This is a genomic window from Mycobacterium sp. NGS69 (assembly GCF_059812165.1).
Genome location: NZ_JCALCD010000006.1, coordinates 257,216 through 284,171, shown reverse-complemented (window position 1 = coordinate 284,171; position 26,956 = coordinate 257,216). Strand labels below are relative to the sequence as shown.

The window sequence follows — 26,956 nt, the reverse complement described above, 5'->3', positions numbered from 1 at the left end:
GCGCTTCGGCGCTAACATCGCCCATATCGCAGCCCTTGCGTAGGCGATCTTGCTAAGAGATGAGGACCAGGAGCAGAACATGAGCTACTCCATTCCCGACACGGTGACCACCAAAGGGCCGTTCCAACCGATGCGGTTCGAGGCCACGGTCGAGGAGTGCATCGTCACCCATGGTGAGATCCCCAAGGACCTCACCGGCGGTATCTACCGCACCGGACCGTGCTGGAAGCGGCCGACCAAGCAGGGGACGACACCGTTGCTGGCGATGGACGGCATGGTGCAGGGCCTGGTCTTCGAGAACGGCCGGGCCGATTTCCGCAACCGCTGGGTGCGCACACCGAAGTATGTGTTGGAAGACAAATATGGCCGCGGCATGTTCGACTACTCGGACGGCGGGTTCGGCGATTACCGTGACTACGGCTACGGCGAGGTGGTGCGCACCACGGAGAACGCGCACACGCCGCAGGGCACCGCGAGCATCAACATCTTCCCGTTCGCCGGCGAGCTGATCGTCTCCGGCGAGTTGGGCGCTCCGCCGCAGACGATCGATCCGATCACATTGGAGACCAAGGGCATCGTGGACTGGGCGCCGGCGCTGTCCAGGGGCCCGCACGAGCCCGTGTGCTTCGGGGATGGCACGTTCTGCGCTCACCCGAAGTGGGACGAGGACACCGGCATCCTCTATGGCTGGTCATACAGCGACACGGCACCCTATGTGTCGATGAAATATGTCCACCCCGACGGCACTGTGGAATCGCGTGACCTCTGGGACGCCCCGTATAACACGGTGGCGCACGATATTTGGCTGACGCCGGAATGGGTTGTCATGCCGTTCCAGCCGTTCATCATCGACCTGAAGCGCAATAGCAAGGGATACGCCGTCTTCGGCTGGGAGCCCGAACTGCCGATCACGATCGCGTTGATCCCCCGGCACAACCTGCAGGGTGAGATCCGTTGGATACAAACGGATCTGCCCGCGCAATATGTCATGCACACCATGACGGCCAACGTCAAGGGTGATCAGCTCATCCTCGACGCGCCAATCTTCAACACGCCGCCGTTCCCGATGGAGCAGGAGTTCAACGAAGGCGATCAAGCCGCGCTGTTCTTCAGCAACGCCGCCAGCTACCTGGGCCGGTGGACCGTCAACCTCACGACCGGCGACACCAAGGCCGAGCAGCTCTCGGAGCTGCCGTCCGAGATATGCAAGGTCGACCAGCGCTTCTACGGCAAAGGCCACCGCTACGGCTTCCAGATCGGCGGCCAGCCCAAGAAACGCGGCATGCGCATGGACAGCCTCATCCGCAACGACGTCGACAAGGTGACCGAGCAGATCTACCAGATCCGAGGCCAGGGCGAGCTGGCCGCGGTGCTCGAAGCCTCATTCGCGCCGCGAACGACGAGCGCCCCCGAGGGCGACGGCTACATCATCGTGCCGGTGTCGTGGTGGGGTGAGCACCGCGGTGAATTCCAGATCTTCGACACCGACGACATCACCGCCGGTCCGATCTGCAAGATCGAGCTTCCCTTCCACATGGGCTGGACGCCCCACGGCCACTGGATGGACTTCCGCTAAACGCGCCTCAACTCCAGTCGACCCGGGGTAACAGCACCGACTGATCGGCCGGTGTCACTATTCCAGGCGCGCAACGACATACCTCAGGAATCGAATTCACCGCGCGCGCTGCCGTCGCCATCAACCCGCCCATGATTGCCAGATCCTGGGGGCCCCGCGGCTTTGCCAAGGGGCCCCGGAAAGATTCGTTGCGCGTCCGCGTCGCCCACTGCACCTGCATGTCGGGCTCGCCGGTGATCGCCAGTCGGTAGCCGCCCTCGCCGGGCGCCGGATCCCAGTGCTCCGGGTACTCGCCCAGCCAGTAGCAGCCGGCCTGCGTGATCCGGCGCTTGCCCCCGATGCAACCGTCGAGGTTGAACCGGATCGCCGACACCGTTCCAGCCTTCAGGCTGAACAGCGGAGCCTGCACGTCGCGACTGGCAAGAGCGAACTCCTGGTCCCACCGCACGTCGTCGAACTCCACGCCAAACCAACGCGCGGTCAGGTGCAACGCGGGTCCGAACAGGTACTCGAAAAGCGGTCGCAGATCGTGAGATTCGGCCTGCTCGGGGGTCAGGCCGTAACCGAAGTAACCGAAAACCTCGGGATCCTCATAGGTCTCGAAGTTGTACATCTCGCACAGATAAGTCGACTCGATGCGCTGGCACATGCTGGCCAGGGCCGCGAGCACCGTCTGGCTGCCACTGGCGTTGATTCCGGTCGGATAATACGACGCCCTCCCCTCCCGGCACGCCCTCTCCAGTCGGTCGACAAGGGCGGGTCCATGCGATTGCGGGTAGTTCATCGACGCCTGGACACCCACGACGTTCTTGCCGGTCGCGAGCATCGATGCGATGTCGTCGACGAGTTCGGCCGGTTGCCGCCGCAGGTCGGTGGCGGTGTAGACCACGCAGTCGGCGGGAATCGCCAGCGCCTCCTCGATGTCTGCCGTGGCGGCTACCCCGGTGTCGGCGTAACCGCAGAACTCACCGGCGTCCACCCCCGCCTTGTCCTTGCTGTGCACCCAAAGGCCGCTCAACTCCAGGTCCGGGTGATCGATGATGCCCTTCAGCGTCTGCTTCCCGACGAGACCGGGCGCCCATTGGATGACCCGAACTTTCTGCGACATCTCACTCCTCCGATGACCTCTAAGTAACGGTGTTGCTCTACCGTAGAGCAACACCGTTACTTATGTCCAGGTACAATGTGGATACGTCTACCGGGGGGTGAAGGGATAGAGTCCGGCATGGCCGTGTCCCGTCGCGCCGCACGGCGCAGCACCGAGGAAGTCCGTACATTAATCCTGTCTGCCGCCAACGAGCTCTTCGCCGACCGCGGTTACGCCCAGACTTCGATGCGCGACATCGCATCCCGCGCGGGGCTCAGCCTCTCGGTGCTCTACCGGCAATTCGCCAACAAGGACGACCTGTTTGCCGCTACTCTGCTCGCGCCGTTTCTCGCCTCGTTCGAAGAGTTTGCCTCGGCGTGGAGCAGCCAGGTCGACGAACCGTGGGAGGACGCGCGGCTGGTCGGTGAGTTCGTCCGCGACCTGTACGGCAATCTCGTCAAATATCGACACCTGGTGATCACGTTGTTGGCAGCGGATCAAGACTCGGGTAGCGAGCTCTTGAAAAAGGCCCAACAGGGCATGGCCGACAGCCTTCGCGACCTTCGTTCGATGGCCGAGCATGAAGCCGGCCGACGGGGCTGGCTTCCCGCCGAATCCGTCGCGGACGGTAACACCTTGACCATCGCCATGATTGGCGGCCTGGTTCTGCTGCAGCCGTTACTCGCCGGAGCCTCTCAGGTTGACGAAGACACGCTGATCGACGCGGCAACGCGGATGGCGCTTTACGGCATGCGCCTCGGGCCGCGCTGACCCCGACATCCAGAATGACACATTAAGCAACACTGTTCCTTGACGTAAGTAACGGTGTTGCTTAGTGTTGACTGACCGCACTCGGCAGGCAGGAGACGTCATGAGCATTACGACCAACGCACCCCAGGTGTCGCCGTTCGGAACGCAGCGCGCCGTTCTCGAAAGCCCGTCCGCGAAGAAACCGATCAAGGCGTGGGCCTTCCTCGGCGGACTGTGGCTGGTGTTCTACCTCTACCTGTTCGTGCGATGGGTATCTGGCCCGGATACCGAGCGAGTACCGCAAGGACCCACCCAGCTTCCGGGCTGGATGTCGACGTTGTTTCACTTCTACCTGCCGGTCGGCGTCGCGGTCACGATCGGCGTCCTCTATGTCGTCGTCGTCCGTCCGCGCATCCGCGAAAGGCGGATGACCACCGACGGGCTACTGCTGCTGTCGTTCGTGCTCTTGTGGTTCCAGGACCCGTTTATCAACTTTTATCAGCCGACGTTCACGTATAACTCCGCAATGTTCAACGCCGGCTCGTGGATCGCCTACGTCCCGGGCTGGCAGTCGATCGCGGCCGGTACACCGGGTCACATGTTCCAGGAACCGTTGTTCTTTATCCTGCCGGCATATCTGTACATGCTCTTCCCGATCGCTCTGGCCTGCACATGGGTGATGCGTAAGACGAAAGAGCGCTTCCCGAATATCGGTGTGCTGGGCCTGATCTCGGTCTCTATGCTGTTCGGCTTCGTGCTCGACCTCGTCTGTGAAGGCGCCTGGGTCCACTTAGGTTTTTACAACTACTGGGCGACGGTGCCTCAACTGACGGTGTTCGCCGGCCACTGGTACCAGTTCCCGCTGTATGAATCGTTGCTCACGGCGGCCTGGTGGACCGGTTTCGCCTGCCTCCGGTACTTCAAAGATGACAAGGGCAACACCGTCGTCGAACGAGGCGCCGACGAGATCCGGGCAAGCGCGGGAATCAAGACCCTGCTGCGGTTCCTGGCGATATTGGGTGCCGGCAGCACCATCTACATGGTCACCTACAACATTCCCTATCAGGTGTTCAACTTGCAGGCGCACTCATGGCCTCGCGAGGTGCAGGAGCGCTCGTATTTCACCAACGGAATATGCGGACCCGACACCGACCAGGCCTGCCCGTCGAAGGACTTGCCACTCTCGCGTCGTGACGCGGTGCATTTCGACCCGCACGGGAAGGTCGTGGTGCCACCGGGCATTCCCGCCCCCGCGTCGGACACGGCTACGCAGTTCTCCACCGGTGGCGGAAAGTGACCGCCGAAGGCTTCGTCACGGGCGGCGCCGTCAAAGCTGTTGTGCAGCACGGTGATCTAGGCGTCGATCAGCCCGGCAAGCCGGCGATCAACAGACGCATGCAGATGGCATGCGTCTGGGCAGGACCGGTCATGGTGGTGGGGTGGGTGGCCAGCTTCGTTCTGCTCGCTCGCTTCATCCCGCCGCCGGCTCCCGGCAAGTCCCCCGAGCAGGTCCTCGACATGTATCAGCACCATCCCGACCTGATTCGGCTGGGCTTGATGCTCACCATGTTCGCGTCCGCGCTCTTGGTCCCATTCGCCGCGGTCATCTCCGCCCAGATGAAGCGGATCGAGGGACCACGTTCGGTGCTGGCGTCGACGCAATTGGTTTCCGGCGGCCTGTTGTCGCTGGAATTCATTATCCCCCTGATGGTTTGGCAGACGGCGGCGTACCGGCCCGATATCGGGGGCGTGACGATCCGCATGCTCAATGACATGGGATGGCTGATGTTCGTGGGGGTCATCTCGTCGGCGGTGGTGGAATTCGGGTCTATTGGCGTGGTGATCCTCAGCGACGAGCGAAACACGGGGGTATTTCCACGGTGGGCCGGATACTTCAATATCTGGGTGGCAATGCTCGTAGCACCGGCCGGGGTAGTCCCGTTCTTCAAGCACGGTCCACTCGCCTGGAACGGGGCATTCGCGTTCTATCTGCCACTTACCGTGTTCGCGATTTGGATCGCGGTCATGGTCGTGCTACTGCGCCGGGCCATCAATACGGAAGAGCGCACCACGGTGGCCGCCTGACCGTAACTGAGCAGTAGGGAGTGCTCGGCCAAGTGTCAAGAATTGCTCAAGGGTCGCGGTTTACGCTGCTCGCACGCGCCGTCGCGGACCGCCCGTTGTTCGTCGTCGAGGGCGATCACCCGCTGGCCTATACCGATGGCGAATCGATATTCCTGCCGGCGCGGCCCGCGCATCTGCAGTGCTGCTCGGTGATCGCGCAAGCCGGCCTCATCGGGGTTGGAAGTTTCGACCGCCATGTGATGGCACGGATCGCCGGGCGGCACTCGCTGCAACGACGCTATCTGCTGCTGGAGTGTGTACGCGCGGTCTCGGTGCTGAGACAGGCACTACCGCTTCAGCTGTTCGAGTTGACGGCGGAAATCTATGACGGCCCCGCGCCGTCATGCCCCCAGGAATCGCTGGCCTGGGCCCGCCACGCCAGGCGCCGTCTCCCGGTGCCCCCCGACTGGATGGGCACCATCAAGCCCTTGAGTATCCTTCGGGCCACCAACCGAATTGACGCCTCGCCCGCGGACCACCGGGAAGCGCCTGCCTCCCCCGAAGACTCGCTGCGCGAACTCGACGATGACGAGGAATCCGACCGTAGCCGAATTCTCGAGCTGTTCTCGGCGCCGATCCAAACCCCGCTGTCGTCCATGATCACCCGATTCTTCGGGATGGGCCGGGCGCCAGGAGGTGATCGCAATGGCGGCGCGGCGACTCCCGTAGGCGGGCATGGTGTCGGTCCGGTCGGACAGCACGCAAACCCGGTCGAGTCCGTCCGCCCGGTTTTCGCTTCCGCACCAGCGCTTCCCGTCGGGTTTCGTTATCCAGAATGGGACTCCACAGCCAACCGCTACCGCCCCGATTGGTGCACCGTCGCCGAGTACGATCCCCCTCAGACAGCCGCCGAGTTGCGCCCGATGCCCGACGGCGATCGCCTGTTGCGTCGTGAACTCGCCCGCCTCGGCCTCACCCATGAGCGACATCGACGCCAACCGTACGGCGACACTTTGGATCTAAGGGCGCTGGTCGACATGGTGGTGCACCGAGCCGCCGGCGTGGACGCCCGCCCGGACATCTATGAGTGCATGCGCCGCACCGCCCACGATTTGAGCGTGCTTGTGTTGCTGGATGCGACCAGTTCGACCCGGGACGAAGGGTCGGGATGGCGTGTGTTCGACCAACAGCGAGAGGTTGCCCGGCGGCTGAGCGCAGCACTCGACGAGTTGGGTTGCCGGGTTGCGTTATTCGGCTTCTTCTCAGCAGGCCGCAATGCGGTGCGATTCATGCGGATAAAGGAATTCGATGATCGACATGACAGCGCCGTGCACCGACGCCTGTCCGCTTTGGAACCCAACGGTTTCACCCGGCTCGGCGCTGCCGTTCGGCACGCGTCGCACCTGTTGAAGACACGGGCCGGCACCACCCAGAAACTTCTGATACTCGTCGGCGACGGCTTTCCGTACGAAGAGGGTTATGAGGGCACCTACGCGGAACAAGACAGCCGGCAAGCGCTGCGTGAGTCAGCCGCCGGCGGTATCGGATGCGCTTGTCTCAGCATCGGTTCCGCCACCCGGGCGGACGTGATCCAGCGGGTATGGGGCGAGGTCCCGCACTGCCGGCTGGATGGCCCATCGGAACTCGCAGGATCACTGGTCCCGATCCTGCGCACATCGCTGCAGAGGGCCAAGGCTACGTCACGTTCACTGGGATCTACTGATGGCCAACGAAGTCGAGGAGAATTGCGATGACGCAGGATGCGATGACCAAAGCGGTTGCCGGCAACGGGCAGCGGCCGTTCTATCACCCGGTCGGTCACGAAGTCGCGCTGTTCAGCGCCGCCATGCGCCGAGGTTTGCCGGTCATGTTGAAGGGCCCGACCGGTTGCGGCAAGACCCGCCTCGTCGAATACATGGCAGCTACTGCCGGTGTTCCGCTCTACACGGTCTCCTGCCACGAGGACATGACGGCTTCCGATCTGCTGGGCCGCTACGTCCTTTCCGGGGGCTCGACAGAATGGGTCGACGGCCCGCTGACTCGGGCGGTTCGCGCGGGCGGCATCTGCTACCTGGACGAAATTGTCGAGGCCCGACAAGATGCCACGGTCATCATCCATTCCCTCACGGACCATCGCCGCGAACTCAATATCGAACGCCTGGGCGGTGAGAGCCTCAGCGCCGCAGACGGATTCCAGCTCGTCGTCAGCTACAACCCCGGCTATCAGAGTGTGTTGAAAGATCTGAAGGCCTCGACGCGGCAACGCATGGTGTGCATCGAACTCGACTTTCCTCCGCCGGACGTGGAGCTCGAGATCCTCCGGCAGGAATCGGGAGTCGACTCGGTGACCGCCGAGGCGCTGATCCGGCTGGGAACCGCGGTCCGCCGCGTGCGGGATGCGGGGCTTCGCGAGGTTGCCTCAACCCGCACATTGATCGCAACCGCCGTGTTGATCGACGAAGGGACGCCCTTCATCGACGCCGCGATGTCGGCCATCGCGGGCCCGCTGACCGATGACCGCCAGCTACGCGACGGGCTCACGGCACTGATCGAGGCCCACGCACCGAATTGAATTCCGCTCGCGGGCAACATTGCGTCAGCGTTGACAATTTGATACGCAAGGTTTCATTATTAAATGCATGGTCAAGGCGTCCGCCACCGCAATAAGAAGCCCCAGCTCAACCGATATTGCCGCCACCTCGGCCCCGGTGGCGCAGGAGCCGCGCCGCCTGGTTCCCGTGAAGTGGTGGGCCGGCCTCGGCGCGGTAATCCTGACCTTCATCGCCTACGTGTTGATCGACTGGATAACTGGTCCGTTCTTCAAGCGGGTGCCGACCGGTCCCATGGACCCACCGACATTCATGAAAGTGGCCATGGTCCTGTTCCAGGCCGTGTCGATTCCCGTCGGCATCGGCCTCATCGGTTGGTTCGTGGTACGCCCCATCATCCGGCAACGCCGATTGACCCTCGACGGCATGCTGGTGCTGGCCTTCTCGACGCTGTGGTTCCAAGATCCGCTATCGGCATACGGTGGGCACTGGTTCAGCTACAACTCGTGGCCCATCAACTACGGCTCATGGGTCCACAGCGTCCCCGGTTGGCTCTCCAACGGGAAGCCGGGCGCGATGATTGTCGAACCGATCCTGATCATGCCGGGCCTGTATGTCTACGTCTTCGTCATCACGATGTTCCTCGGCTGCGCGGTCATGCGACGGGCCAAGGCCAAGTGGCCCCGGATCGGCACACTCGGACTGATCTCCGCCTGCTTCGTCGCGATGGTCGGCTTCGACATCATCCTGGAGGGCGTCATCTTCATGCCGCTCGGCATCTGGGAATACCCCGGCGGGCGCGGCTTCGCCATCTTCAGCGGGACCTACCACGCCTTTCCGCTTAACGAAGTCGTCACCGTCTCGGCGACGTTCACCGCGGTCGCGTGCCTGCGCTACTTCCGCAACGACAGAGGCCAGACGCTGGTCGAACGCGGCGCCGAAAATCTTCGGATGTCCGACCGCGCGCAGATGGTGGTGCGGGCGCTGGCGGTGGTGGCCGGCGTGCACGTGGCGTTGTTCCTCACCTACAACGTCCCCAACTACTGGATCGGGACCCACTCCAAGGAATGGCAGCGCGACCTCGTTGACCGGTCGTATTTCACCGACGGGCTGTGCGGGCAGGGCACCGACCACGCCTGCCCAGGTCCGGGTGTTCCGTTGAGCCGCAACGACAACAGCGGCTCCGGCAAGGGCTCGGTCTACATCACTCCCGACGGGAAGGCCGTCATACCGCCAAACACCAAACTGCCGGCGCAGTACCCGTTCGGACCATAGCCGGGGCGCTCACGTCATTCACGCCTGCTCCTGCAATTGGCGTGCCGACTCGGCGGCCCGTCGCATCTTCAGGGTGTGTGAATAGATCCAGCGTGCCGACGCATCGAGTATCGCCAAACCGATCGCGCAGGAAGCGAATGCGCTGACCCACGTTAGCCACGTCGGGGCGCCGGGCACGTGCAGGGCGTTGTACACGGGCAGGCCTACCGCCGCGCTGCAGCCGGCGTCGGTGACCAGCGGCAAGAACAGCACCAGCGACGCGCGCCAGCCGGTGAAATAGCCCGGTGCCGCAAACAGGATGGCCGCGCACAGGATTGGGCCGGTGGTGTTGATGAACAGCCAATACAAGGGGAATCCGCCGACACTCATCGGCACGGTGCCGTAGCCGAAGTACGTGTAGAGCCGAAAGTGCAGCAGCGGCAGCTCGATCAGCAGATCGGCGGCGAAGGTGATCGCGATCCCTATCCAGAATGCGCGTGGGGTGAAGGTCAGCCTGCGCAGTTCCAACAGCAGCACATAGGCGATGCCGCCGAAGAAGATGATGTAGGTGGGCAGCCCCCAGTGCGGTATCGGGCCCATCGTCTCGAAGACGACGTCCTGTCCCGGGCGGGGGTGGTGCACGAGACCCAAGATGTCGTCGAGCGGTTCGTTCAGCAGCGCGATTCCGCCGCCCGCCAGGAGCACCAGTCCCAAGGGCGATCCGGTCCGTCGCCACTGGCGCACCGCAAACCCTACGAAGGCGACCACCGCGGTCCACAGGACGATTTCGGCGATGGTTTGGGGTGTCCGCGGGAAGACCATCTGCGGCGGCGTCGGGACGTTGAATTGGGCCATAATGCTCACGCAGTCAGGACGGCAGCGGGTGAAAGTGCCTGCAACAGTTCGCGTGCGGCCCGCTCGCCGGCCGTGGTGGCGGTGTTGACGTTGCCCGACGAGTTGTAGGAGCCGGCGAGGTGAATTCGGCTTGTCAAATCCCGGGCGGCGTGGAAGCGACCGAGGGCGCGATACAACCCGGGGTGGCTGTACACCAGCACCGGATACCACCGATTGACCCGCGCGAACTCGATGGCATCTCCCAAACCCGGGATCGCCTTCTCCGCGTCGGGCAGCACGTCGGCCAGGATGTCGTCGTCGGTGGCGTCCATGTGGTCGACGGCCCACTGGTTCATCATGAACAGCGACACCAAGCCCTTGCCGGCCGGCGCACGCCCCGGCGCCTTGTTGTGTTCCAGAATGATCGCGAACAGCCCCTCGGACACCGGCCGGGGAACGACGACGAACGATGCCGGGCAGTCCGGAATTCGCTTCAGGCCCAGGTTGATCGACATCGTCGAGGTGTAATTCAACTCCCGCAGGAACTTGGCGCGTTCGGGATCAAGCTGCGGGACGATGTCGGGAACTCTGTTGCCCATGGAGCTCACGACGGCGCCGGCGCCGCGTTCGGTGTATTGCTCGCCGTCGGGCCCGACGCAGGTGATCGTCACGCCGCCGGCGTCTTCGACGACTTCCACCACTTCGGTGTTGAGACGCACGTCGGGGATGGCGGCGGCCAGCCGCTCGGGAAACGAGGAGTATCCGTCGCGGAAGGCGTACAGCTTCGAGCCAAGCACCTTCTGCCACAGGAAGAAGAACTCGACCACCGAGATCACGCTGGCCGGCACGCCGGCTCCCCCGCGCACGGTGGGCTCGATGAGATAGTCGTACAGCTCACCGTCGAGGCCCCGCCTGCGGCAGTACTGCTCGGGCGTCTCGGTGTCGAAGGCGCCGGCGATCGACAAGTCCTCGTAGCTCAGCAGTTTGCGCAGCCTGAACGAGTCCGCGGCGAGCCGGGCGACCTTCAACTTGGAGCTCAGCGACAGCAGCTTTGTGCGTGCCGCGTCAATGACGAGCCGGTTCGCGCGCAGGTAATGCATCTGGCTGCCGCGCATGAATCCCATCAGCGAGTTCGCCGGTATCAGCTCGTCGGTCATCCCGATGTCGTCGATCAGCTGCATCACGCTGTCGTAGGCGGCCGGCAGGATCGTGGTTCCGGCTTCCATCAGATAGCCGTCGCGCTTGATCGACAGCAGTTGGCCCCCAACACGATCCCGGGATTCCATCACGACTACGTCGCGTCCGGCCTCTTGCAGCCGCCAGGCCGCCGCCAGCCCCGACGGCCCCGCGCCGACGACGTACACCTTGGACAAATCGGACATGCCGTCCACGCTATCAAACAGTTCATCTGAGTAACAGACATTCTGTATGATCCTCTGAACAGTGCGTATACTTCGTCGGGTGGACGCTTCGACTCCCCGGCCGCTGCAACTGTCCCGGCCTCAACGCCGCAGCATGCTCAGCCGGCATTTCGTCACCGTGGTCGAGGATCTGGTGGAGAACGGGCCAACGTACGCCGACCTGAGCGTCGAGGCGATCATCACCGCAGGCGGAATCTCGCGCTCGACGTTCTACGTCTACTTCGAGGACAAGGGCGACCTCCTGGTCGCCATGGCGCAGGACGTCATCGGTGACCTTTTGGCCGACGGCGCATCGTGGTGGGAACTGCCCGTCGACGCGACGCGCGCAGACCTGCACAAGGCCCTGCGCGTGCCGATCGACACGTATCGCAAACATCGGACGATCCTGGGCACCGTCGCCGAGACCGCGGCCTACGACCCGCGGGTGCGAGAACAGCAGCAAAAATTGATCGACCAAGTCGTCGCGGCGCTGACCGCCTACATCGGCGAAGCGCAGGGCGCCGGAGTTGCCGATCCCCAGCTGGACGCCGCACGCACTGCGCCCTGGCTGATCTGGATGATCGAGCGCGGGCTCTATCAACTGATCGGGGCCGCCGACGAGGAGGAGGTCGAGCGACAACTCGATGCGTTGACCGAGATCGTTTGGCGAGTGGTCTATCTCAGCGGTCCCCCGGCCCCGGGCGGGCGAACCCACAGCCGCAAAAAGAAGTCGGACAACTAGTTCGCGAATCCGAGTTCGCCAGGGTCAAACACGGCTCACATTCAATTCGCCTCGGAGCAAGTGTTTTTGGACCTTTCCGGCCCCATTGCGCGGGACGACCGCAAAGATGAACTCGCGGGGAATCTTGTAGTCGGCGATGCGCCGGCTGCAGTGCTGCCGCAGCGACGCGGGCGTGAGGTCGGACCCGGGAGCCGCAGTCAGGAACGCCACGACCGTTTCTCCCCATTCCACGTCTGGCCGACCCACCACGGCCACGTCGATCACATCGGGGTGGTCGGCGATGGCCTGCTCGACTTCCGCGGAGTACACGTTGCGCCCGCCGGTGATGATGACGTCTTTCAACCTGTCGACAAGACGCATGGCGCCGTCCTCGTAGACCTGCATCAGGTCACCGGTGTGCAGCCAGCCGTCGCGGATCACTTCCTGGGTGGCTTGCGGTTGGTTCCAGTAGCCCTTGGTGATCGCCTCGCCACGAAACACGAGCTCGCCAACCTGGCCCGGTGGCGTGTCGTTACCGTGCTCATCGACGACGCGCGCCTCGACGAACGGCTGGGCGAGGTGGCCGCTCGACTGCGGACGGGAGCGCACCTGCTCCATCGTGGAGTAAATGCCCGTGGGTCCAGCCTCGGTCTGGCCGCACTGTTGAAAGAACGAGACGCGCGGAAACGCGGCCAGTAGACGCTCGACGGCCGCGGGCGGCATCGGCGCGGCACCGAAGACTCCAACACGCCATGATGTCAGGTCGCGGCCGCTGGCCTCGTAGCAGCGAAGGACTTGCTGGTACATGGTTGGAACGCCGAAAAGCCATGTGGTTCGGTGCCGTTCGATCGCATCGAGCACCGTTCGCGGATCGAACTTCGGGACGACGATGTGCGTTCCGCCCAGCAGCGTCGTCGCGTTCATGAATGTCATCCCGCCCGAGTGATACATCGGCGCCAAATGCAGGTAGCGATCCCCGTCACGCAGGCCTAGCGAGACGATCTGCGCCATCGCCGCCCACACGGCACGGTGGTGATCCAGCAGCACGCCCTTGGGTTTTCCGGTGGTACCGGAGGTGTAGAGAATGAACGCGTCGTCCTGCTCGACGGCCCGATCCTCGTGTAGCGCATCGGAGTAGCCGCCGGCGAGCAGATCGGGATAGCGACTCGACGGGCCCAGCGAAAGTAACGTGGTGGCCGCCGCGCGGCCCGCGGCCTCCGCCAGATTGGCTTCACCGGCGCTGAACGCCAACAGGGTGCTGCCGGAATCCTGAAGGATGTGCACGAGCTCGGGCGCGGCCAATCTGGTGTTCACCGGCACGACGATCGCGCCGAGGCGCGACGCGGCGTGCGAGGCGATGATGAATTCCGGCGAGTTCGACGACAGGACGGCGATCCGGTCGCCTTTGCGCAACCCGAAAGCCTCGAGCGCCGACGCGGCATTGGCGATGTCGGTCTCGAGTTGTCGCCACGTCCAACGCCGCTCAGCGGTGACGATGGCCTCGCGTTCGCCGACCCGAGTCGCGTTCAGTAACGCCGTTCCGCCTATGGTCGGCATGACCTGCCTCGCTCTTGTACCTATTATTGAGCCCAGTTATATCAATATAGGGAGCGTCGGGCCGCGAGGTCAACGCCGTCAGCTGCCTCAGCACCGACGCAGGTCAATATGAGCGCGGTAGGCCCAAACTGTGTTCTGCCACGAAGTTGAGAATCATCTCCTTGGATACCGGCCCCATGTTGAGCATGCGCACCACCCAGAAATACGGCGCGAGTTGATATTCGTAGGTCACGCCGTTGCCACCGTGCACCGCGACCGCGGCGTCCAGCGCTTCCAGCCCCGCTGACGCGCCGAGATATTTCGCCGTGTTGGCGAGTTCCCCAACTTCGGCTCCAGTGTCGTAGAGCGCGCATGCGCGGTCGGTAACCAGTTCGGCTGCCTGCAGGTGGATGTGCGCGGCCGCCAACGGGTGAGCCACGGCTTGGTGTGCACCGATGGGTACGTTCCAAACCCGTCTGTCGTTGGCGTAGCTCACCGCCTTGCCCACCGCATAGCGCCCGATCCCGGTACACAGCGAACTGGTCAGGATGCGCTCGGTGTTGAGGCCGGTGAAGGCGACGGCAAGTCCTTTGTTCTCCATCCCGATCAGATTCTCGGCAGGTACTTCGACGTCGTCGAAGAAGACTTGGTGGCTCTTGTCGGGCTGGTTCATCACGGTGCGGATCGGCGTCCACGACAGCCCGGGCGAATCCCGTTCGACCATGAACACCGACAGCCGGCCGCGCCCGCTGGCCTCGTCCAGGGTCGTACGCGCAACCACCATCACCAACTGGGCCGACTCCATCCCGGTGATGAATACCTTCTGGCCGTTCAGGACGTATCGGTCACCGTCGCGGCGGGCGGTCGTCGCGATTCGGTGCGCGTTCGAACCCGCGTCCGGTTCGGTGATTGCGAACGACAGCCGCACGTCGCCGCTGGCGACGCCGGGTAGCCAGCGTGCCTTCTGCTCCTCGTTGGCGCTGCGTTCGAGGATGGTGCCCGTGACACCGGATGAGAACAGCATTGACTGCATCGGACAGCCGGCAACAGCCGCCTCGTGCACCACGATGGCCAGCTCACTGAGGCCGCGCCCGCCACCGCCGTACTTCTCCGGCAAATGCACGCCCAGATATCCGTTGGCGCCCAACGTCTTCCAAAGCTCCGCACAGTGACCACCATCATCGACCTGTTGCTGGTAGTAGTCCGGCCCGAACTTGGCGACAATGTCCCCCACGGCCTCACGCATCGCGCGATGCTCCGCACTATCGTCCAGAACGGCACCGCTTTGAATCGCCATCGTGGCCCTCCTATCTTTCCCGCCCAGCAAGTCTGGTCGTGTCTGCCCTGTGGCCCTACAGATCTCTGACGATCGGTAGCACGCGGCCGGCAAAGGTTTCGACGATCCTCGAGCGGTTCTCGGTCGAATCGGCGGCGACCTGTATCAGCACGGCGCCCACTCCCGCCGCCGCGAACTGGGCCAACCGATCAACGACCTCCTCGGGCGCGCCGATCAGCAGGTAGCGGTCGGCGAGCATCGAAAAATCCTGGCGATAGGCCGCGCTGACGGCGCCGACACCGACGGTGCGCGCCCAGGACGAGTCCGCGTCGACAGCCGTCCAGGCGAACAGCGCCACCGACACCGCGTCCACACTCCGCTCATGCTGTTCGGCCATGGCGCGGACCTTGGCCAGCCCGTCGCGCGCCTGCCGCGGTTCGACCATGTAGGGCATCCACACGTCGGCGTAGCGTCCCGCGCGGCGAAGGGCGCCGTCTTTGCGTCCACCCAACCAGATCGGTGGGCCGCCGGGCTGACGCGGCGGCGGGTCCAGGGCGACGCCGGAAAGGTTTGCGTAGGTGCCCTCATACGTCACCGGTTCGCCGGTAAAGAGTTGACGGATGACCTCCAGACCCTCGTCGAGGCGGCAGAACCGCGTGCCCGGATCGATTCCCGCCGCGGCGAATTCGGGTGGGTACTCACCGCCGGCCCCGACACCTAGATCGAAACGGCCGTCCGAAATGCAGTCGATGACACTGGCCAACTTGGCGACGACGGCCGCAGGATATAGAGGCAGGAGCGCGATCGAGGTGACCAGCCGAATGCGCGACGTCACCGCCGCCGCGGCGGCGAGCATCGCGAACGAATTCGGTGTCGGGCCATGGAAGAACAGGTGCTCGCCGCACCCGAGAAAGTCGAAACCGAGCGCTTCGGCACGGCGCGCTTCGGCAACCACGCTGCCCGGATCGTCGACGGTGATCCCGACCTTCATCTTGACCTGCATCCCTTCCGTAACGACTCCGCCGACAAGTCGGCCGAGCGTGCGCCCCGCTGCTACCTCGGAGAGTTCATCGACACGATACTGAAACCGGCACCAGCGTAGGCGATCTCACCATTCGATCGATGTCCTCCATCCGCCGTGCGACATCATCGAGCTGGACATTAGTTTCGACGTTGTCCACTCGATGCGGCGGCTGCGCGCAACGCGATCGCGCACGGCCGCCAAGTACGGTCTCAGACTGCCTAGGAACGATCGTTCACATCTTCATTTACCGACGACGATAACATTCTCTGGACGGAACGGCACTCACATGCTCATACTCGCTTCTGATCGCGAACGATAGTTACACAGGAGGTACTGTGGTCGCCCCATCCACCGACAAGACCGGCAGCGCCATTCAGGCCCGGCCGGAGATAGAGGTATTTTCCCCGGCCGATGGTCGGCTGGTGGGCACCGTTGCAGATATGCGCGCCAGCGAGGTCGAAGCCATCGCCCAACGGCTGCGCAGCGCCCAGCCGACCTGGGCCGCCATCGGCTTCGCGGGCCGCCGCATGTGGCTCGAACGCTTCCGGGACTGGATCCTCGACAACGAGGACCGCCTGCTGCGAACGGTTCAGGATGAGACCGGCAAGACCTGGGGAGACCTACCAATCGGCGAGATCGTCGCGTCCGTCGACGTGCTCAACTATTGGGCACGCAACGCAGAGAAGTTCCTAGCGCCGCAGAAGGCCAGCCCGCACAACGTGATGATGGCGACCAAACGCATGCGCGTCACCTACCAGCCGTACCAACTGGTCGGCTCAATTACGCCGTGGAACGCTCAACTCGCGATGCAGATGCTCGACATCCCGGCCGCGCTCATGGCAGGCTGCGCCGTGCTCACCAAGGCCTCCGAGGTGACACCTTTGGCCTGGGCCGCAGCGGTCGACGGCTGGAAGGAAATCGGCGCCCCGGATGTGCTCGATGCAGTCACGGGCCGCGGCGAGGCCGGGGCCGCCGTGGTCGACGTCGTCGACATGATCCAGTTCACCGGCAGCGTTGCGACCGGACGGCGCATCGGTACACGTGCGGCCGAACGCATGATCCCCTGCTGCCTCGAACTCGGCGGTAAGGACGCGATGGTCGTCCTGGCCGATGCGGACATCGACCGCGCGGCCAAGGCCGCGGTGTGGGGCGGTTTCTACAACGCCGGCCAGATCTGCGTGTCAATCGAGCGCGTGTACGTAGAGGCCGCGGTCTACGACGAGTTCGTCGCCAAAGTCGTCGACCTCACCAGGAGGCTCCGCGTCGGCACAGACGCTCCCGGCTCCTACGACGCCGATATCGGAGCCATTGCCACGCCCCAACAGCTGTCGATCATCGAGCGTCACGTCGCCGATGCCGTCGCTAAAGGCGCAACGGTCGCCACCGGCGGTGACACCGTGCCCGGGCCGGGATTGTTCTACCAGCCCACCGTGCTGCTAGGCGTCGACGAATCGATGGCCTGCATGGTCGAGGAGACGTTCGGGCCGACACTGCCAATCGTCAAAGTCGCCGATGCAGACGAAGCGGTGCGACGCGCGAATGACTCGGATTTCGGGCTTGCCGCCAGCGTGTTCACCCGCGACCACGCCAAAGGCCGAGCAATCGCCGAACGCATCGACTCCGGTTCGGTCAACGTCAACAACGTCATGACCAATGTGTTCCAGCTGCCGGTACCGTTCGGCGGTCGCCGCAACTCCGGGTTGGGCGCCCGCCACGGCGGCGCTGAGGGCATCCGCAAGTATTGCTGGAGCAAGTCGATCATCGAAGAGCGCTTCAACATGCCGTCTGAGATCTACTGGTACCCAACCAAAGTCCGTAACATCCGGTTGATGACCCGCGCCGCCCGTTTACTATCAGCCGGCGACTGGCGGCGCCGCCTCCTGAAGCGCTGATGGCGATTCCCCCGCGACCTGCCCGACGAGGTTCTATCGCAATCGCACATCTTTGCGGGACGATCACAGCCATGGGCACAGCGAATAGGGCAACAACTCCGATCCGCACGCGGCGGCGCTCAAGGGAGCTGCGGGCGATGATCGTGGAGGCCGCCGAGTACGCGTTCAGCCAACTCGGCTACAAGGGCGCCACGATGGCCGGCATCGCCCAGCGGGCCGGGGTCACCCGATCGGTACTAACCCGCCACTTCGCTACCAAGGCCGAACTCTTCGCCGAGGTGATGACCAAGCCGCTGCTGCAGTTCATTGACGAATGGACCCGGCGGTGGACCAGCCGGCTGGACGGGCAGCCCACCGAGCCCGAATTGGTGTATGAGTTTGTGTCCGATCTCTACCGCAACAGCCGCGCCCATGTCGGCGCGCTGCGGCTGTTGATGTTCTCCGATGAGCACCTCGAACCCTCAGTGCGACAACAGGTCTGGAAGACCCTCAACGAGGGGCTGGGCGCGGTGTTGGACATCGCGAACCGCGAGATCGGATCGCACGGCTATCCGACGCGCCATGTCGACGTGACCGTCCGGGCGATCATCAGCATGGTGATGGGATACGTGACTTTGGACCCGGCGCTCTTGCAGACCGCCACCGCCGACGAAGACGATGTGGTGACGCACCTGGCTTCCCTGATTCTCTACGGCTTGGCGCTGGAACCCGAGGACGGCTAAGGGACAATATTGTCCCTTGACAGATATCGGCTTGACCCTCCACACTGAGGTCGCGTCGGCGCACCGTGAAGGTCGCTGAGACTCGGTCAGCAAGGAGTGCCAGATGACTACCGGCATGGTTTCGGATCCCACCGCCGCCACTACGCACAGCGGGGATACTTCCGTCGGCACACAGCCGGTCCAACCGAACTCGATCACCAGAGGCGTGCTCAATCCGCAGTACCCGGTGTCGTACTGGCAGATCGCCTTCTCCCATGACGTGGCCAAGGAATCGGTCATTCCGCTGCGGGTTCTCGAACGCGACGTGGTGTTGTGGCGCGACTCTGGCGGGGTGCTGCACTGCGCGGCCGCCCACTGCCTCCATCTGGGCGCCAACCTCGGGTACGGCGGCGAAGTTGTCAATGACACACTGCGCTGCCCCTTTCACGCCTGGCGCTACAACGGCGACGGGAAGGTCGTACACGTACCGGGCCTCAGGGAAGCACCAAAGATCAAGACGTGCCTGCCGACATACCGGGTGATCGAGCGCTACGGCACCGTCTTCTTGTGGAACGGACCCGAGCCGGCCGACCACGAGCTGCCGGACTTTCTGGCCGATGAGGGCATCGAGGAGGGGTCGATCGTCTTCGAGCACATCCGATACAAGCTGCCGTTCCCGGCCAAGTGGTTCGTCGAGAATCTGCCCGATTCAGCACATTTCGCGGGCCTGCACCGGCTGGGGTCGTGGGGCAACACCGAGATCCTTTCCAAGTCTGACACCAGACTCGAATACATCTGCCATTTCTACGGCCGCGCGCCCTACGTCGGCTGGGAGGACCTCAAGCGGAGCTACCGGCGCGGCGAAATGTGGGGGGTGTCCGACGCGGCCGGCGGCGACTTCCATGCCACGACTTACGGCGGCGGCCTGCACCTGATCGACCTTACGGCGTCCCCGCCGGAGTTGGTGGAAAGCCGCTCCAAGGTGACCGCGCGTCTGCCGCGGGCGATCATCGCGCTCACAGAGAAGATCAACCAGCTCAGCGACAGCGCGCGGCTGATCCTCAGCTTCACGCCGGTCGACGCCGACAGTCACATCGTCTACCTGACGATGATCGTGCCCAAGATCAAAAACCCGGCGCTACGCCTGATCGGTCGCCCGGTCTTGCGGTCATTGCTGGTGCGGCGCAACTGGTTTGCCATCATGCAGGACACCGCGCTGATGCTGCATCGCCAGGAGCCCGAACAGCCGGCCTACAACCGGTTCGACCGCGGCCTGGTCAAATTCCGCAGGTTCTGGGACAGCCGGCTACTCGACCGCAGCCTGTGGGCCGGTGACAACGTGCACAGCGCCGGAGCCCGGGCCAGCTGTGCCTGGCCGGACGACCCTACTCGGACCGCCAGCGGCACCGGATCGGCCGGCGGTGCGCAGTGAACCGCGACCTGGTCGGCAAGATCGCCGTCCCGTTGGCGGCGAGCGTCGCGGGTTGGCAAGCGTACCGCCGGCACCGGCGCCGTCAGCTGGAGCTGATGCCCAAGGGAATCAACGCGGCGCACGGAATCACGATGCGCAGCACCATCAATGCGGCGCGGCCCACCACCGTAGGCCATTGAGCGCCATCCACTTTCGGGGCTGTATCCGAACCCGTCCCGGCCGAATACCCGAACGGAGCTCACCATGACCGCTGCCACCGAACGCCGCGCCGCTATCGGCGTGCTGGACCCCGACGTCTATGCCAACGGCAACCCAGACACCTACGGGTTGCCGCTCGATCAGTACACCTACCTGCGCGACAACGAGCCGGTCTACCTCCAGAACTTCGACGACCCGCTGCTTATCAAACAGGTGTGGGTGATCTCGCGCTACGACGACATCTCGGCCATCGACCGCGACCCGGAAACATTCGCCGCCAACCTTGGTCATGTCAACATCTGGACGGTCAACCCGATCGACCCGACCATTGGCGGCAAACCCGCGATGCTCACCCAGGACGGGGACGATCACAAACGCCACCGGCAAGTCATCAACCGTGGCTTCACGCCGACGGTCGTGCGGCGCCTCGAGGAAAAGTTCCGCGGCTACGCCCGCACCGTCGTGGACGAGGCGTTGGCGAAGGGCACCTTCAACTTTGTGACCGATGTCGCGCACGCCATGCCAATGGAGGCACTCGGGGATGTCCTCGGAGTGCCGACGACCGAACGGCCCCAGTTCTTCGACTGGGTGGACCGCTTCGCGGCACCGTTCGACACGCGCCTCACCCCGTCGTTCGAGACAGCCTTGGAGGCGATCTTCAACCTCACCGCATATGCGGGCGACCTGGCGGCACGTAAGAGGCTGTCTCCCGCCGAGGACGTGGTTTCGCAGATGGTGCAGGCCGACAGGGACGAGACGCTCTCGGAAGACGAGATCCTGGGCAACATCGTGCTGCTGGCCAGCGGCGCCGCCGAGAGCACTCGCACCGCGTTGAGCCACGGACTGCATCAATTGATGCGCGACCCGGACCAGATGGCTTGGCTGCGGGCGCACGCCGACGACATCCCGGGCAGCGCGATCCAGGAGATTGTCCGCGTCGCAACACCTTTCCTGCACTTCGTGCGCACCGTCACCAAGGACATCGAACTGCACGGCCAGCCCATCGCTAAAGGTGAGCGGGTCTGCATGCTGATGGCCGCGGGGAACTTCGATCCCACCGCGTTCGACGACCCCAATCGCTTTGACCTGTCGCGCACCCCCAACCGGCACCTGAGTTGGGGCCGCGGCCCGCACACGTGCCTGGGCAAGCATGTGGCCGCCCTGGAGATGAAGATCCTGATCGAGGAACTACTACAGCAGACGAAAGACATCCGCCCGGCTGGTGAAATCTCCTATGTTCGTGACGTATTCACCCGTGGCGTGTACGAACTACCTGTGACGGTGACCCCGACCTGATCTGCATCGCCCGTCGCGATTCTGCCGGATCGGTCCGAGCACCGGAGCGCTCGGACCTCCAACGAGGTTCTTCGTCATGCCGGTGTGATGGTGACGGGCAACTGATAGACACCGCGCAAATCTGGGACCTCGGCGCCGGCTAATCAGGCCAGCGCGCGGATGCCGGCGCGGACCTCGTCGACAAAAACTTCCGACTGTTCCAAAGCGGCGAAGTGACCGCCTTTGTCGACGGAGTGGTAGTAGCGCAGGTCGGTAAATCTGGTGCGAAGCCACCGTTCGCTGACGTTGACGATTTCCTTGGGGAACCGGGTGTAGGCCGACGGCGCGACAACCTCGTCGAATGAGCTGATCATCGAGAAGCTCTCCCAGTACAAGCGCGCCGAGGAGGCGGCGGTGTTGGTCAACCAGTACACCATCACGTTGTCCAGGATCACGTCGCGCGACACCGCGTTTTCCGGGTGCCCGTCACAGTCGGTCCAGGCGTAGAACTTCTCGGTGATCCAGGCGAGTTGACCGACCGGAGAGTCGGCCAGCCCGTATCCCAGCGTCTGTGGCCGGGTCGCCTGCTGCACGGCGTAGGCGCCCTCCTGCTCCATGTACGCCGGCAACCCCCCGACGGCCTGCTCATCAGGCGTCAGCTCACCGAGCCCGGCCAGCGCCTCCGGCGAGGCAAGCGCCATGTTGACATGAATCCCGAGGAGTCCGGCTGGGGGCTTGGTCGCCATCGCCGTGGTCACGAACGCGCCCCAATCACCGCCCTGCGCATAGTAGTTGCGGTAGTCCAGGGCCACCATGAGTTCGTTCCACACCTCGGCGATCCGCTCGATGCCCACCCCGGGGGCCGACGGCTTGTCACTGAATCCATATCCGGGCAGGGACGGAATGACCACGTGAAACGCGTCGTCGGCGTGACCACCGAAGCGTTGCGGGTCGGTCAGCGCGCCGATGACGTCGAGAAACTCGACCACAGAGCCGGGCCAACCATGGGTCAATATCAACGGCCGGGCGTCGTCATGCGGAGAGCGAACATGCAGAAAGTGGATGCCCAGGTCACCGATGGTCGCGTGAAACTGGGGATACGCGTTGAGACGGTTGGCGACCCGGTACATGTCATAGTCCTCGGCCCAGTACCGGACCAACTCGCGAACATAATCCTGCGGGATGCCCTGGGACCAGTCGGACACGGTCTCGGCGTCTGGCCACCGTGTCCGCGCCAGGCGGGCGCGCAGATCGGCGATGTCGGCCTCGGTAATTTCAACGGTGAAGTCGCGGATTTCGACCATGGCGGGCAACGTTCCTTCCACAGCGTTAACGAGTGCTTACACGTGTGCTGAGACCTATATGAACGGGTTACTGCTCACTTCAACGACAATAGTGCTCAGCCGCACTTGGTCAAGAACATTCGTTCGCATCCTTGTCCACACACCCAACGGCTGCAGCTACGGCAGCGGACGGCGGGAAATCTCCCGCGCTGCAGCCGCATCGACGCCGAAGCCGCGCAGCATCATCTCCGCGCCTCGCGACTCGGTTTTCGGGCCCGGCGGAATCCGGCCGGCCAAAATCGCCCGGATAGCGGCGAGCGCGGCTCCGACGATCGACGTGAGGGCCAGGTCCAGATCGTCTAGGACGAATCGACCCGATTTCCGGCCACGCGACAGGGTTTCCATGGCCCAGGGCGTCACCGCGTCCTCGAAAGTCGAATTGGCACGATCGAGTTCGACGAGGACCCGCGCCAGTTCGGGTTCGTCCCGGCTGAACCGGAGGAAACGCCGGTAGGACACCGACGCGGCCTCCGCGGGGTCCGTGAACTCGAGCGCATCCGCTCCGATCCTACTTGCGAGGCCGGCGAGTACCTGGGCCACGACCGCCTCGATGAGCGCGTCCTTCGACGGGAAATAGGTGTAAAAGGTGCCGAAGCCGAGGTCGGCGAGATCGGTGACGTCGCCGATTCGAAGGTCGGACACCCCGTTCTCGGCGATCAGCCGCTGGGCGGCGTTCAGCAGACGTTGGCGGGCTTCGGCCTTGCGGCGATCGCGACGTCCCATCGGGGCGGTTGACATCGTCACGACAGCAGTATCGCATTCGATCTCTATCTCAATCTTGATTTTGATATCGAGTTCGATCAGGATCGCAGATATGACGAACCCCGCCCTACCCACCGAAGCCGACTTCGTGATCATCGGTGCCGGACACAACGGCCTGACCGCCGCGTGTTACCTGGCCCGCGCGGGATTTCGCGTGGCCGTGCTGGAGGCATCGCCGACCGTGGGCGGGATGACCTCCACCAACGCCACCCTGTCCAGCGCGCCGGGCCACTACTTCAACGAGGGCGCGATCCAGCTGACCGGAATCTTTCGGCTGTCCGGCGTCGCCGAGGACCTCGAATTGCACAAGTACGGGCTGCAGCAGATCTCGGTGGACCCCGCACACATCCAGTTGGCCCCGGACGGGAGCTCCTTGGCGATCTGGAAGGATGCCAGTCGCACTGCCGATGAGCTGCGACGATTCTCGCCGAAGGATGCTCGAACCTGGCTGGACATGGCCAACGCGCTGGCTCCGATCATGGACGTGGTGGTGGCTTACATGAAGTCGCATCCGCTGCGGCCGTTCAACCGCGAGATGGCCGGCTCGCTGCTGGGCGCCACGCGTCACATCAAGGACGTTTGGGCCCTGCGGCACATGATGACTGCGTCGCACACCGAGTTTCTCGAGGAGACCTTCGAGACCGAGTTGCCCAAGGGCGCGCTGGCGGCGATGGCCGCGTTCTCGCAGATGCGTCTGGACGTGACCGCTTGGGCCATGATCTATCTCGGTGTCGTGCAGAAGGTTTCGAACGCGATGCCGGTGGGGGGAACCGGGGCGCTACCCGCCGCATTGCATCGCTGTCTTACCGCGCACGGCGGCACGGTGCACACCGACAGCCGGGTGCAGCAGCTCGCCGTGTCCAACGACCGGGTGACCGGGGTGCTCCTCGAATCCGGCCAACTCGTCCGAGCCCGGCACGGCGTCCTAACCACCTGCAACCCAGTCGTCACGCTCAACGATCTGTTGCCGGCGGGCACGCTGGATACCAAACTTTCCGCGCGCGCCAAGGACATTCCGATCCGCAAGACACACGCCACGTCGCTCAAGATCAACGTCGCCCTCGAGGGCCGCGTGACGATGAAAAAGCACGAGAAATGGCGCGGCGACGGTCTGGACCTGCGCAAGTACCTCATTGCCTGGCACACCCTGGAAGAACAGGACGCCGGCTGGAACGCCCTGGTTCGCGGGCAGTGGCCCGACCCGGTTCCGGTGAGCTGCGCCATCATCCCGACGGCGGTCGATCCGACCCAAGCCCCCGAGGGGCACGACAATTTGTGGCTGTGGTCCGGTGTTATCCCGGTGACACCGGAGGAGCCGTGGGACGATGTGCGCGACAAGATCGGCGACGCCGTATTGCGTGATTCTGCACAGTATTACGAGGGACTCGACAGACTCGAGATCGGTCGGGCGGTACTCGGTGGGCCCGACCTCGAGGCTCGGTTCAACGCTCCGGCGGGCAACGTCTACCACGTCGACCCGCTGATCTCACGGTTCGGGCCGCTAAAGCCGGCGGCCGGGCTGGCCGGATACCGGACGCCGGTCAAGGGGCTCTACCTCAGTGGCGCCGGCACGCACCCCGTCGGCGGCGTGTGCGCACTTCCTGGAAAGTTGGCCGCCCAGACGGCGATTCGCGATCAGAAAGCGCGATGACTAGTTGGGTTTCTGCGCCTGGCCTCGATCGGCCGCCGCGCGAACGATGGCTTCGGCCTCGTTCGGCGGCAGGCCGAGTGACGCCAGCACGTGCCGGGCAAAAGCCTCGTGGGCGTGCGCCCCGTGCCGACCGTCAAGGATTTCTCGAATCAGCGCGAACGCGCCGCCGATCACCGCGGTGAGCAGGACCTCGATATCGCCGACGACGAAGCGCCCACTTTCGATTCCGCGCTCGACGGCGATGCGCGCGTACGGATGCACCGCGTCGCCGAACAGCGCCTCGGAGTGGCCGATGTTGACGATCAGGCGCGCGAAGTCGGGTTCGTCGTAGGCGAGCTGGATGACCTGAAGGTTGGCCACTGCCACGACCTCGGCCGGGTCGGTGTCGTCGTCGACATTGGCGATGATCGCCGACGTCAGGTCGGAGAGGCTTTCGGTGATGACCGCCTCGAGGAGCTCCTCTTTGGACTGGAAGTAGTTGTAGAAGGATCCCAGCGCCACATCGGCTTCTTCGGTGATGTCCTGGATGCGCAGACCGGCCACGCCTTTGGCGGCGATGAGCTTCCGGCCGGCGTCCAGCAGCAGCCGCCGAGTGCGCAACCGCTGACGCTCGGTGCGCGTCGTCGCCCTGCCCTCGGTTTCGGACGTCACACCCGGATTCTTACCGGATGAATCGATTTTCACTCTTGAAACTATATTCATCTGATGCTAGCTTAGGCCTGCCGAGGTGAACTGGCTCACAAATAGGGGGCGACGATGATCACGACGATTTTGGCGGCGACGATCCCGCAGCCGCCGGTCGACGCGGAGATGCCCAAGACCGCGGAGACGATGTTCAACGTCTTCATCTTCATTCCACTGGGCATCGCGCTGGCGCTGGCGCTGCGCAAGCTGCTCAAGGGGCAGGGTCCGCTGCTGCTGTACTGCATCCTCGGCGGGGCGCTGGCGTGCAGCTTCGAACCGGTCGTCGACGTGCTCGGCCTGGTGTTCTTGAAGGAGCGAAATGCGTTGGGCACGTTCACGATCCTCGACCGCACGATGCCGCTCTACATCTGTTTCGTCTACCCCTGGTACGTCGGCGGCCTCGGCTACCTGGCCTACAAGCTGTTCAAGCGGGGCGTCACGATGCGAGACCTGTTTCTGCTGTGGGCGACGGACTTTCTCGTCGACATCTTCCTGGAAAGCCCGGGCATCCTGGCGGGCACCTACCTGTACTACGGTCATCAGCCGTTCAATATCTGGGGATTTCCGTTGTGGTGGGGATTCGTCAACCCGGTGATGCCAATGGTGGCCGGCGCGTTGATCTTCCACATCCTGCCGCGCCTGAACACGGGATGGAAGTTGCTCGCAGTCATACCGTGCATCCCGATGGCCGACGGCATCGCCAACGGCGCCACCGCCTGGCCGATGTGGGCGGCGCTCAACCAGGCGGATGTCTCCTACGTCTGGACCTACCTGGCGTCCTTCGTCACCCTCGGGCTGGCGCTGTTCTCGGTGTGGATCATCGGGTTGTCCGTTGTCGGTCACGGCGACCTCGCGCACCCGGAGTCGGAGACGTTGTGGCAAAAGCTCAAAGCGATCTCAGCGCCTGAGCCGCGGACGACTGTCCCCACCCCCGTCAACGCTTAGGA

Annotated in this window: 24 protein-coding genes; 15 read left to right on the top strand and 9 right to left on the bottom strand. The window is 64.1% G+C overall.

Annotated elements, in window-relative coordinates; all coding sequences use genetic code 11:
* Positions 1 to 79 precede the first annotated feature (79 nt).
* Entirely contained in the window at positions 80 to 1,576 is a 1,497-nt protein-coding gene (locus AC5Y2S_RS19610; RefSeq protein WP_499957758.1) for a carotenoid oxygenase family protein, read from the top strand.
* Positions 1,577 to 1,583: 7 nt separating this feature from the next.
* Here the strand turns inward: AC5Y2S_RS19610 and AC5Y2S_RS19605 are convergent, their stop codons facing one another.
* Complete coding sequence (locus AC5Y2S_RS19605) at positions 1,584 to 2,684, bottom strand: NAD(P)H-dependent amine dehydrogenase family protein (protein WP_499957757.1); 1,101 nt, start codon at positions 2,682 to 2,684, stop codon at positions 1,584 to 1,586.
* Between the two features lie 117 nt (positions 2,685 to 2,801).
* Here AC5Y2S_RS19605 and AC5Y2S_RS19600 point away from each other — a divergent pair, with 117 nt between their 5' ends.
* The 6 genes from AC5Y2S_RS19600 to AC5Y2S_RS19575 all read left to right on the top strand — a co-directional run bounded on the left by AC5Y2S_RS19600 (position 2,802) and on the right by AC5Y2S_RS19575 (position 9,301).
* Positions 2,802 to 3,434, top strand: coding sequence for a TetR/AcrR family transcriptional regulator (locus AC5Y2S_RS19600; RefSeq protein ID WP_499957756.1), 633 nt, complete (start codon positions 2,802 to 2,804; stop codon positions 3,432 to 3,434).
* Positions 3,435 to 3,534: 100 nt separating this feature from the next.
* Positions 3,535 to 4,710 (top strand): spirocyclase AveC family protein, encoded by a 1,176-nt coding sequence (locus AC5Y2S_RS19595; RefSeq protein WP_499957755.1) that lies wholly within the window; start codon positions 3,535 to 3,537, stop codon positions 4,708 to 4,710.
* Positions 4,707 to 5,498 carry a hypothetical protein gene (locus tag AC5Y2S_RS19590; RefSeq protein ID WP_499957754.1) on the top strand — a complete coding sequence of 264 codons (792 nt, stop codon included), beginning with the start codon at positions 4,707 to 4,709 and terminating at the stop codon, positions 5,496 to 5,498. Before AC5Y2S_RS19595 ends, AC5Y2S_RS19590 begins: the two co-directional genes overlap by 4 nt.
* Before the next feature lie 95 nt (positions 5,499 to 5,593).
* Positions 5,594 to 7,231, top strand: coding sequence for a nitric oxide reductase activation protein NorD (locus tag AC5Y2S_RS19585; RefSeq protein ID WP_499957753.1), 1,638 nt, complete (start codon positions 5,594 to 5,596; stop codon positions 7,229 to 7,231).
* Positions 7,228 to 8,049, top strand: coding sequence for a CbbQ/NirQ/NorQ/GpvN family protein (locus AC5Y2S_RS19580; RefSeq protein WP_499957752.1), 822 nt, complete (start codon positions 7,228 to 7,230; stop codon positions 8,047 to 8,049). The genes AC5Y2S_RS19585 and AC5Y2S_RS19580 overlap by 4 nt, the downstream gene beginning before the upstream one ends.
* A gap of 67 nt (positions 8,050 to 8,116) precedes the next feature.
* Positions 8,117 to 9,301, top strand: a complete 1,185-nt coding sequence (locus AC5Y2S_RS19575; RefSeq protein ID WP_499957751.1) for a spirocyclase AveC family protein — start codon at positions 8,117 to 8,119, stop codon at positions 9,299 to 9,301.
* Positions 9,302 to 9,319: 18 nt separating this feature from the next.
* Here the strand turns inward: AC5Y2S_RS19575 and AC5Y2S_RS19570 are convergent, their stop codons facing one another.
* On the bottom strand, positions 9,320 to 10,144 hold the full coding sequence (locus AC5Y2S_RS19570) for a hypothetical protein (RefSeq protein WP_499957750.1): 825 nt from the start codon (positions 10,142 to 10,144) through the stop codon (positions 9,320 to 9,322).
* Positions 10,141 to 11,496, bottom strand: a complete 1,356-nt coding sequence (locus tag AC5Y2S_RS19565; protein WP_499957749.1) for a protoporphyrinogen/coproporphyrinogen oxidase — start codon at positions 11,494 to 11,496, stop codon at positions 10,141 to 10,143. Before AC5Y2S_RS19565 ends, AC5Y2S_RS19570 begins: the two co-directional genes overlap by 4 nt.
* A gap of 79 nt (positions 11,497 to 11,575) precedes the next feature.
* Between AC5Y2S_RS19565 and AC5Y2S_RS19560 the strand changes: the two genes are divergently transcribed.
* Positions 11,576 to 12,256: a TetR/AcrR family transcriptional regulator gene (locus tag AC5Y2S_RS19560; RefSeq protein ID WP_499957748.1), complete on the top strand. Its 681-nt coding sequence runs from the start codon at positions 11,576 to 11,578 to the stop codon at positions 12,254 to 12,256.
* Between the two features lie 24 nt (positions 12,257 to 12,280).
* On the opposite strand, the gene AC5Y2S_RS19555 is transcribed toward AC5Y2S_RS19560, so the two are convergent.
* The 3 genes from AC5Y2S_RS19555 to AC5Y2S_RS19545 all read right to left on the bottom strand — a co-directional run bounded on the left by AC5Y2S_RS19555 (position 12,281) and on the right by AC5Y2S_RS19545 (position 16,038).
* The gene (locus tag AC5Y2S_RS19555) at positions 12,281 to 13,792 is read right to left on the bottom strand and encodes a class I adenylate-forming enzyme family protein (protein WP_499957747.1); all 1,512 of its coding nucleotides are present in this window, start codon (positions 13,790 to 13,792) and stop codon (positions 12,281 to 12,283) included.
* A 103-nt stretch (positions 13,793 to 13,895) separates the two neighbouring features.
* The gene (locus AC5Y2S_RS19550; protein WP_499957746.1) at positions 13,896 to 15,098 is read right to left on the bottom strand and encodes an acyl-CoA dehydrogenase family protein; all 1,203 of its coding nucleotides are present in this window, start codon (positions 15,096 to 15,098) and stop codon (positions 13,896 to 13,898) included.
* 25 nt (positions 15,099 to 15,123) lie between these two features.
* The gene (locus tag AC5Y2S_RS19545; RefSeq protein WP_499957745.1) at positions 15,124 to 16,038 is read right to left on the bottom strand and encodes an LLM class flavin-dependent oxidoreductase; all 915 of its coding nucleotides are present in this window, start codon (positions 16,036 to 16,038) and stop codon (positions 15,124 to 15,126) included.
* Positions 16,039 to 16,406: 368 nt separating this feature from the next.
* On the opposite strand from AC5Y2S_RS19545, the gene AC5Y2S_RS19540 reads away from it, so the two are divergent.
* The 5 genes from AC5Y2S_RS19540 (at position 16,407) to AC5Y2S_RS19520 (ending at position 21,590) form a co-directional block, all read left to right on the top strand.
* Positions 16,407 to 17,963: an aldehyde dehydrogenase family protein gene (locus AC5Y2S_RS19540; RefSeq protein WP_499957744.1), complete on the top strand. Its 1,557-nt coding sequence runs from the start codon at positions 16,407 to 16,409 to the stop codon at positions 17,961 to 17,963.
* Between the two features lie 71 nt (positions 17,964 to 18,034).
* The gene (locus tag AC5Y2S_RS19535) at positions 18,035 to 18,685 is read left to right on the top strand and encodes a TetR/AcrR family transcriptional regulator (RefSeq protein ID WP_499957743.1); all 651 of its coding nucleotides are present in this window, start codon (positions 18,035 to 18,037) and stop codon (positions 18,683 to 18,685) included.
* Positions 18,686 to 18,788: 103 nt separating this feature from the next.
* Positions 18,789 to 20,096 (top strand): Rieske 2Fe-2S domain-containing protein, encoded by a 1,308-nt coding sequence (locus AC5Y2S_RS19530; RefSeq protein ID WP_499957742.1) that lies wholly within the window; start codon positions 18,789 to 18,791, stop codon positions 20,094 to 20,096.
* On the top strand, positions 20,093 to 20,275 hold the full coding sequence (locus AC5Y2S_RS19525; protein WP_499957740.1) for a hypothetical protein: 183 nt from the start codon (positions 20,093 to 20,095) through the stop codon (positions 20,273 to 20,275). Before AC5Y2S_RS19530 ends, AC5Y2S_RS19525 begins: the two co-directional genes overlap by 4 nt.
* A 64-nt stretch (positions 20,276 to 20,339) precedes the next feature.
* Positions 20,340 to 21,590, top strand: a complete 1,251-nt coding sequence (locus tag AC5Y2S_RS19520) for a cytochrome P450 (protein ID WP_499957739.1) — start codon at positions 20,340 to 20,342, stop codon at positions 21,588 to 21,590.
* A 143-nt stretch (positions 21,591 to 21,733) separates the two neighbouring features.
* Here AC5Y2S_RS19520 and AC5Y2S_RS19515 read toward each other — a convergent pair whose 3' ends face one another.
* On the bottom strand, positions 21,734 to 22,873 hold the full coding sequence (locus AC5Y2S_RS19515; protein WP_499957738.1) for an epoxide hydrolase family protein: 1,140 nt from the start codon (positions 22,871 to 22,873) through the stop codon (positions 21,734 to 21,736).
* A gap of 156 nt (positions 22,874 to 23,029) precedes the next feature.
* A complete protein-coding gene (locus AC5Y2S_RS19510) occupies positions 23,030 to 23,770 on the bottom strand; it encodes a TetR/AcrR family transcriptional regulator (protein WP_499957737.1) in 741 nt (246 codons plus the stop codon).
* On the opposite strand from AC5Y2S_RS19510, the gene AC5Y2S_RS19505 reads away from it, so the two are divergent.
* Positions 23,727 to 25,325 carry a phytoene desaturase family protein gene (locus AC5Y2S_RS19505; protein ID WP_499957736.1) on the top strand — a complete coding sequence of 533 codons (1,599 nt, stop codon included), beginning with the start codon at positions 23,727 to 23,729 and terminating at the stop codon, positions 25,323 to 25,325. The genes AC5Y2S_RS19510 and AC5Y2S_RS19505 overlap by 44 nt on opposite strands.
* Here the strand turns inward: AC5Y2S_RS19505 and AC5Y2S_RS19500 are convergent, their stop codons facing one another.
* Positions 25,326 to 26,027: a TetR/AcrR family transcriptional regulator gene (locus tag AC5Y2S_RS19500; protein ID WP_499957735.1), complete on the bottom strand. Its 702-nt coding sequence runs from the start codon at positions 26,025 to 26,027 to the stop codon at positions 25,326 to 25,328.
* A 54-nt stretch (positions 26,028 to 26,081) separates the two neighbouring features.
* Between AC5Y2S_RS19500 and AC5Y2S_RS19495 the strand changes: the two genes are divergently transcribed.
* Positions 26,082 to 26,954: a hypothetical protein gene (locus AC5Y2S_RS19495; RefSeq protein WP_499957734.1), complete on the top strand. Its 873-nt coding sequence runs from the start codon at positions 26,082 to 26,084 to the stop codon at positions 26,952 to 26,954.
* Positions 26,955 to 26,956: the final 2 nt, after the last annotated feature.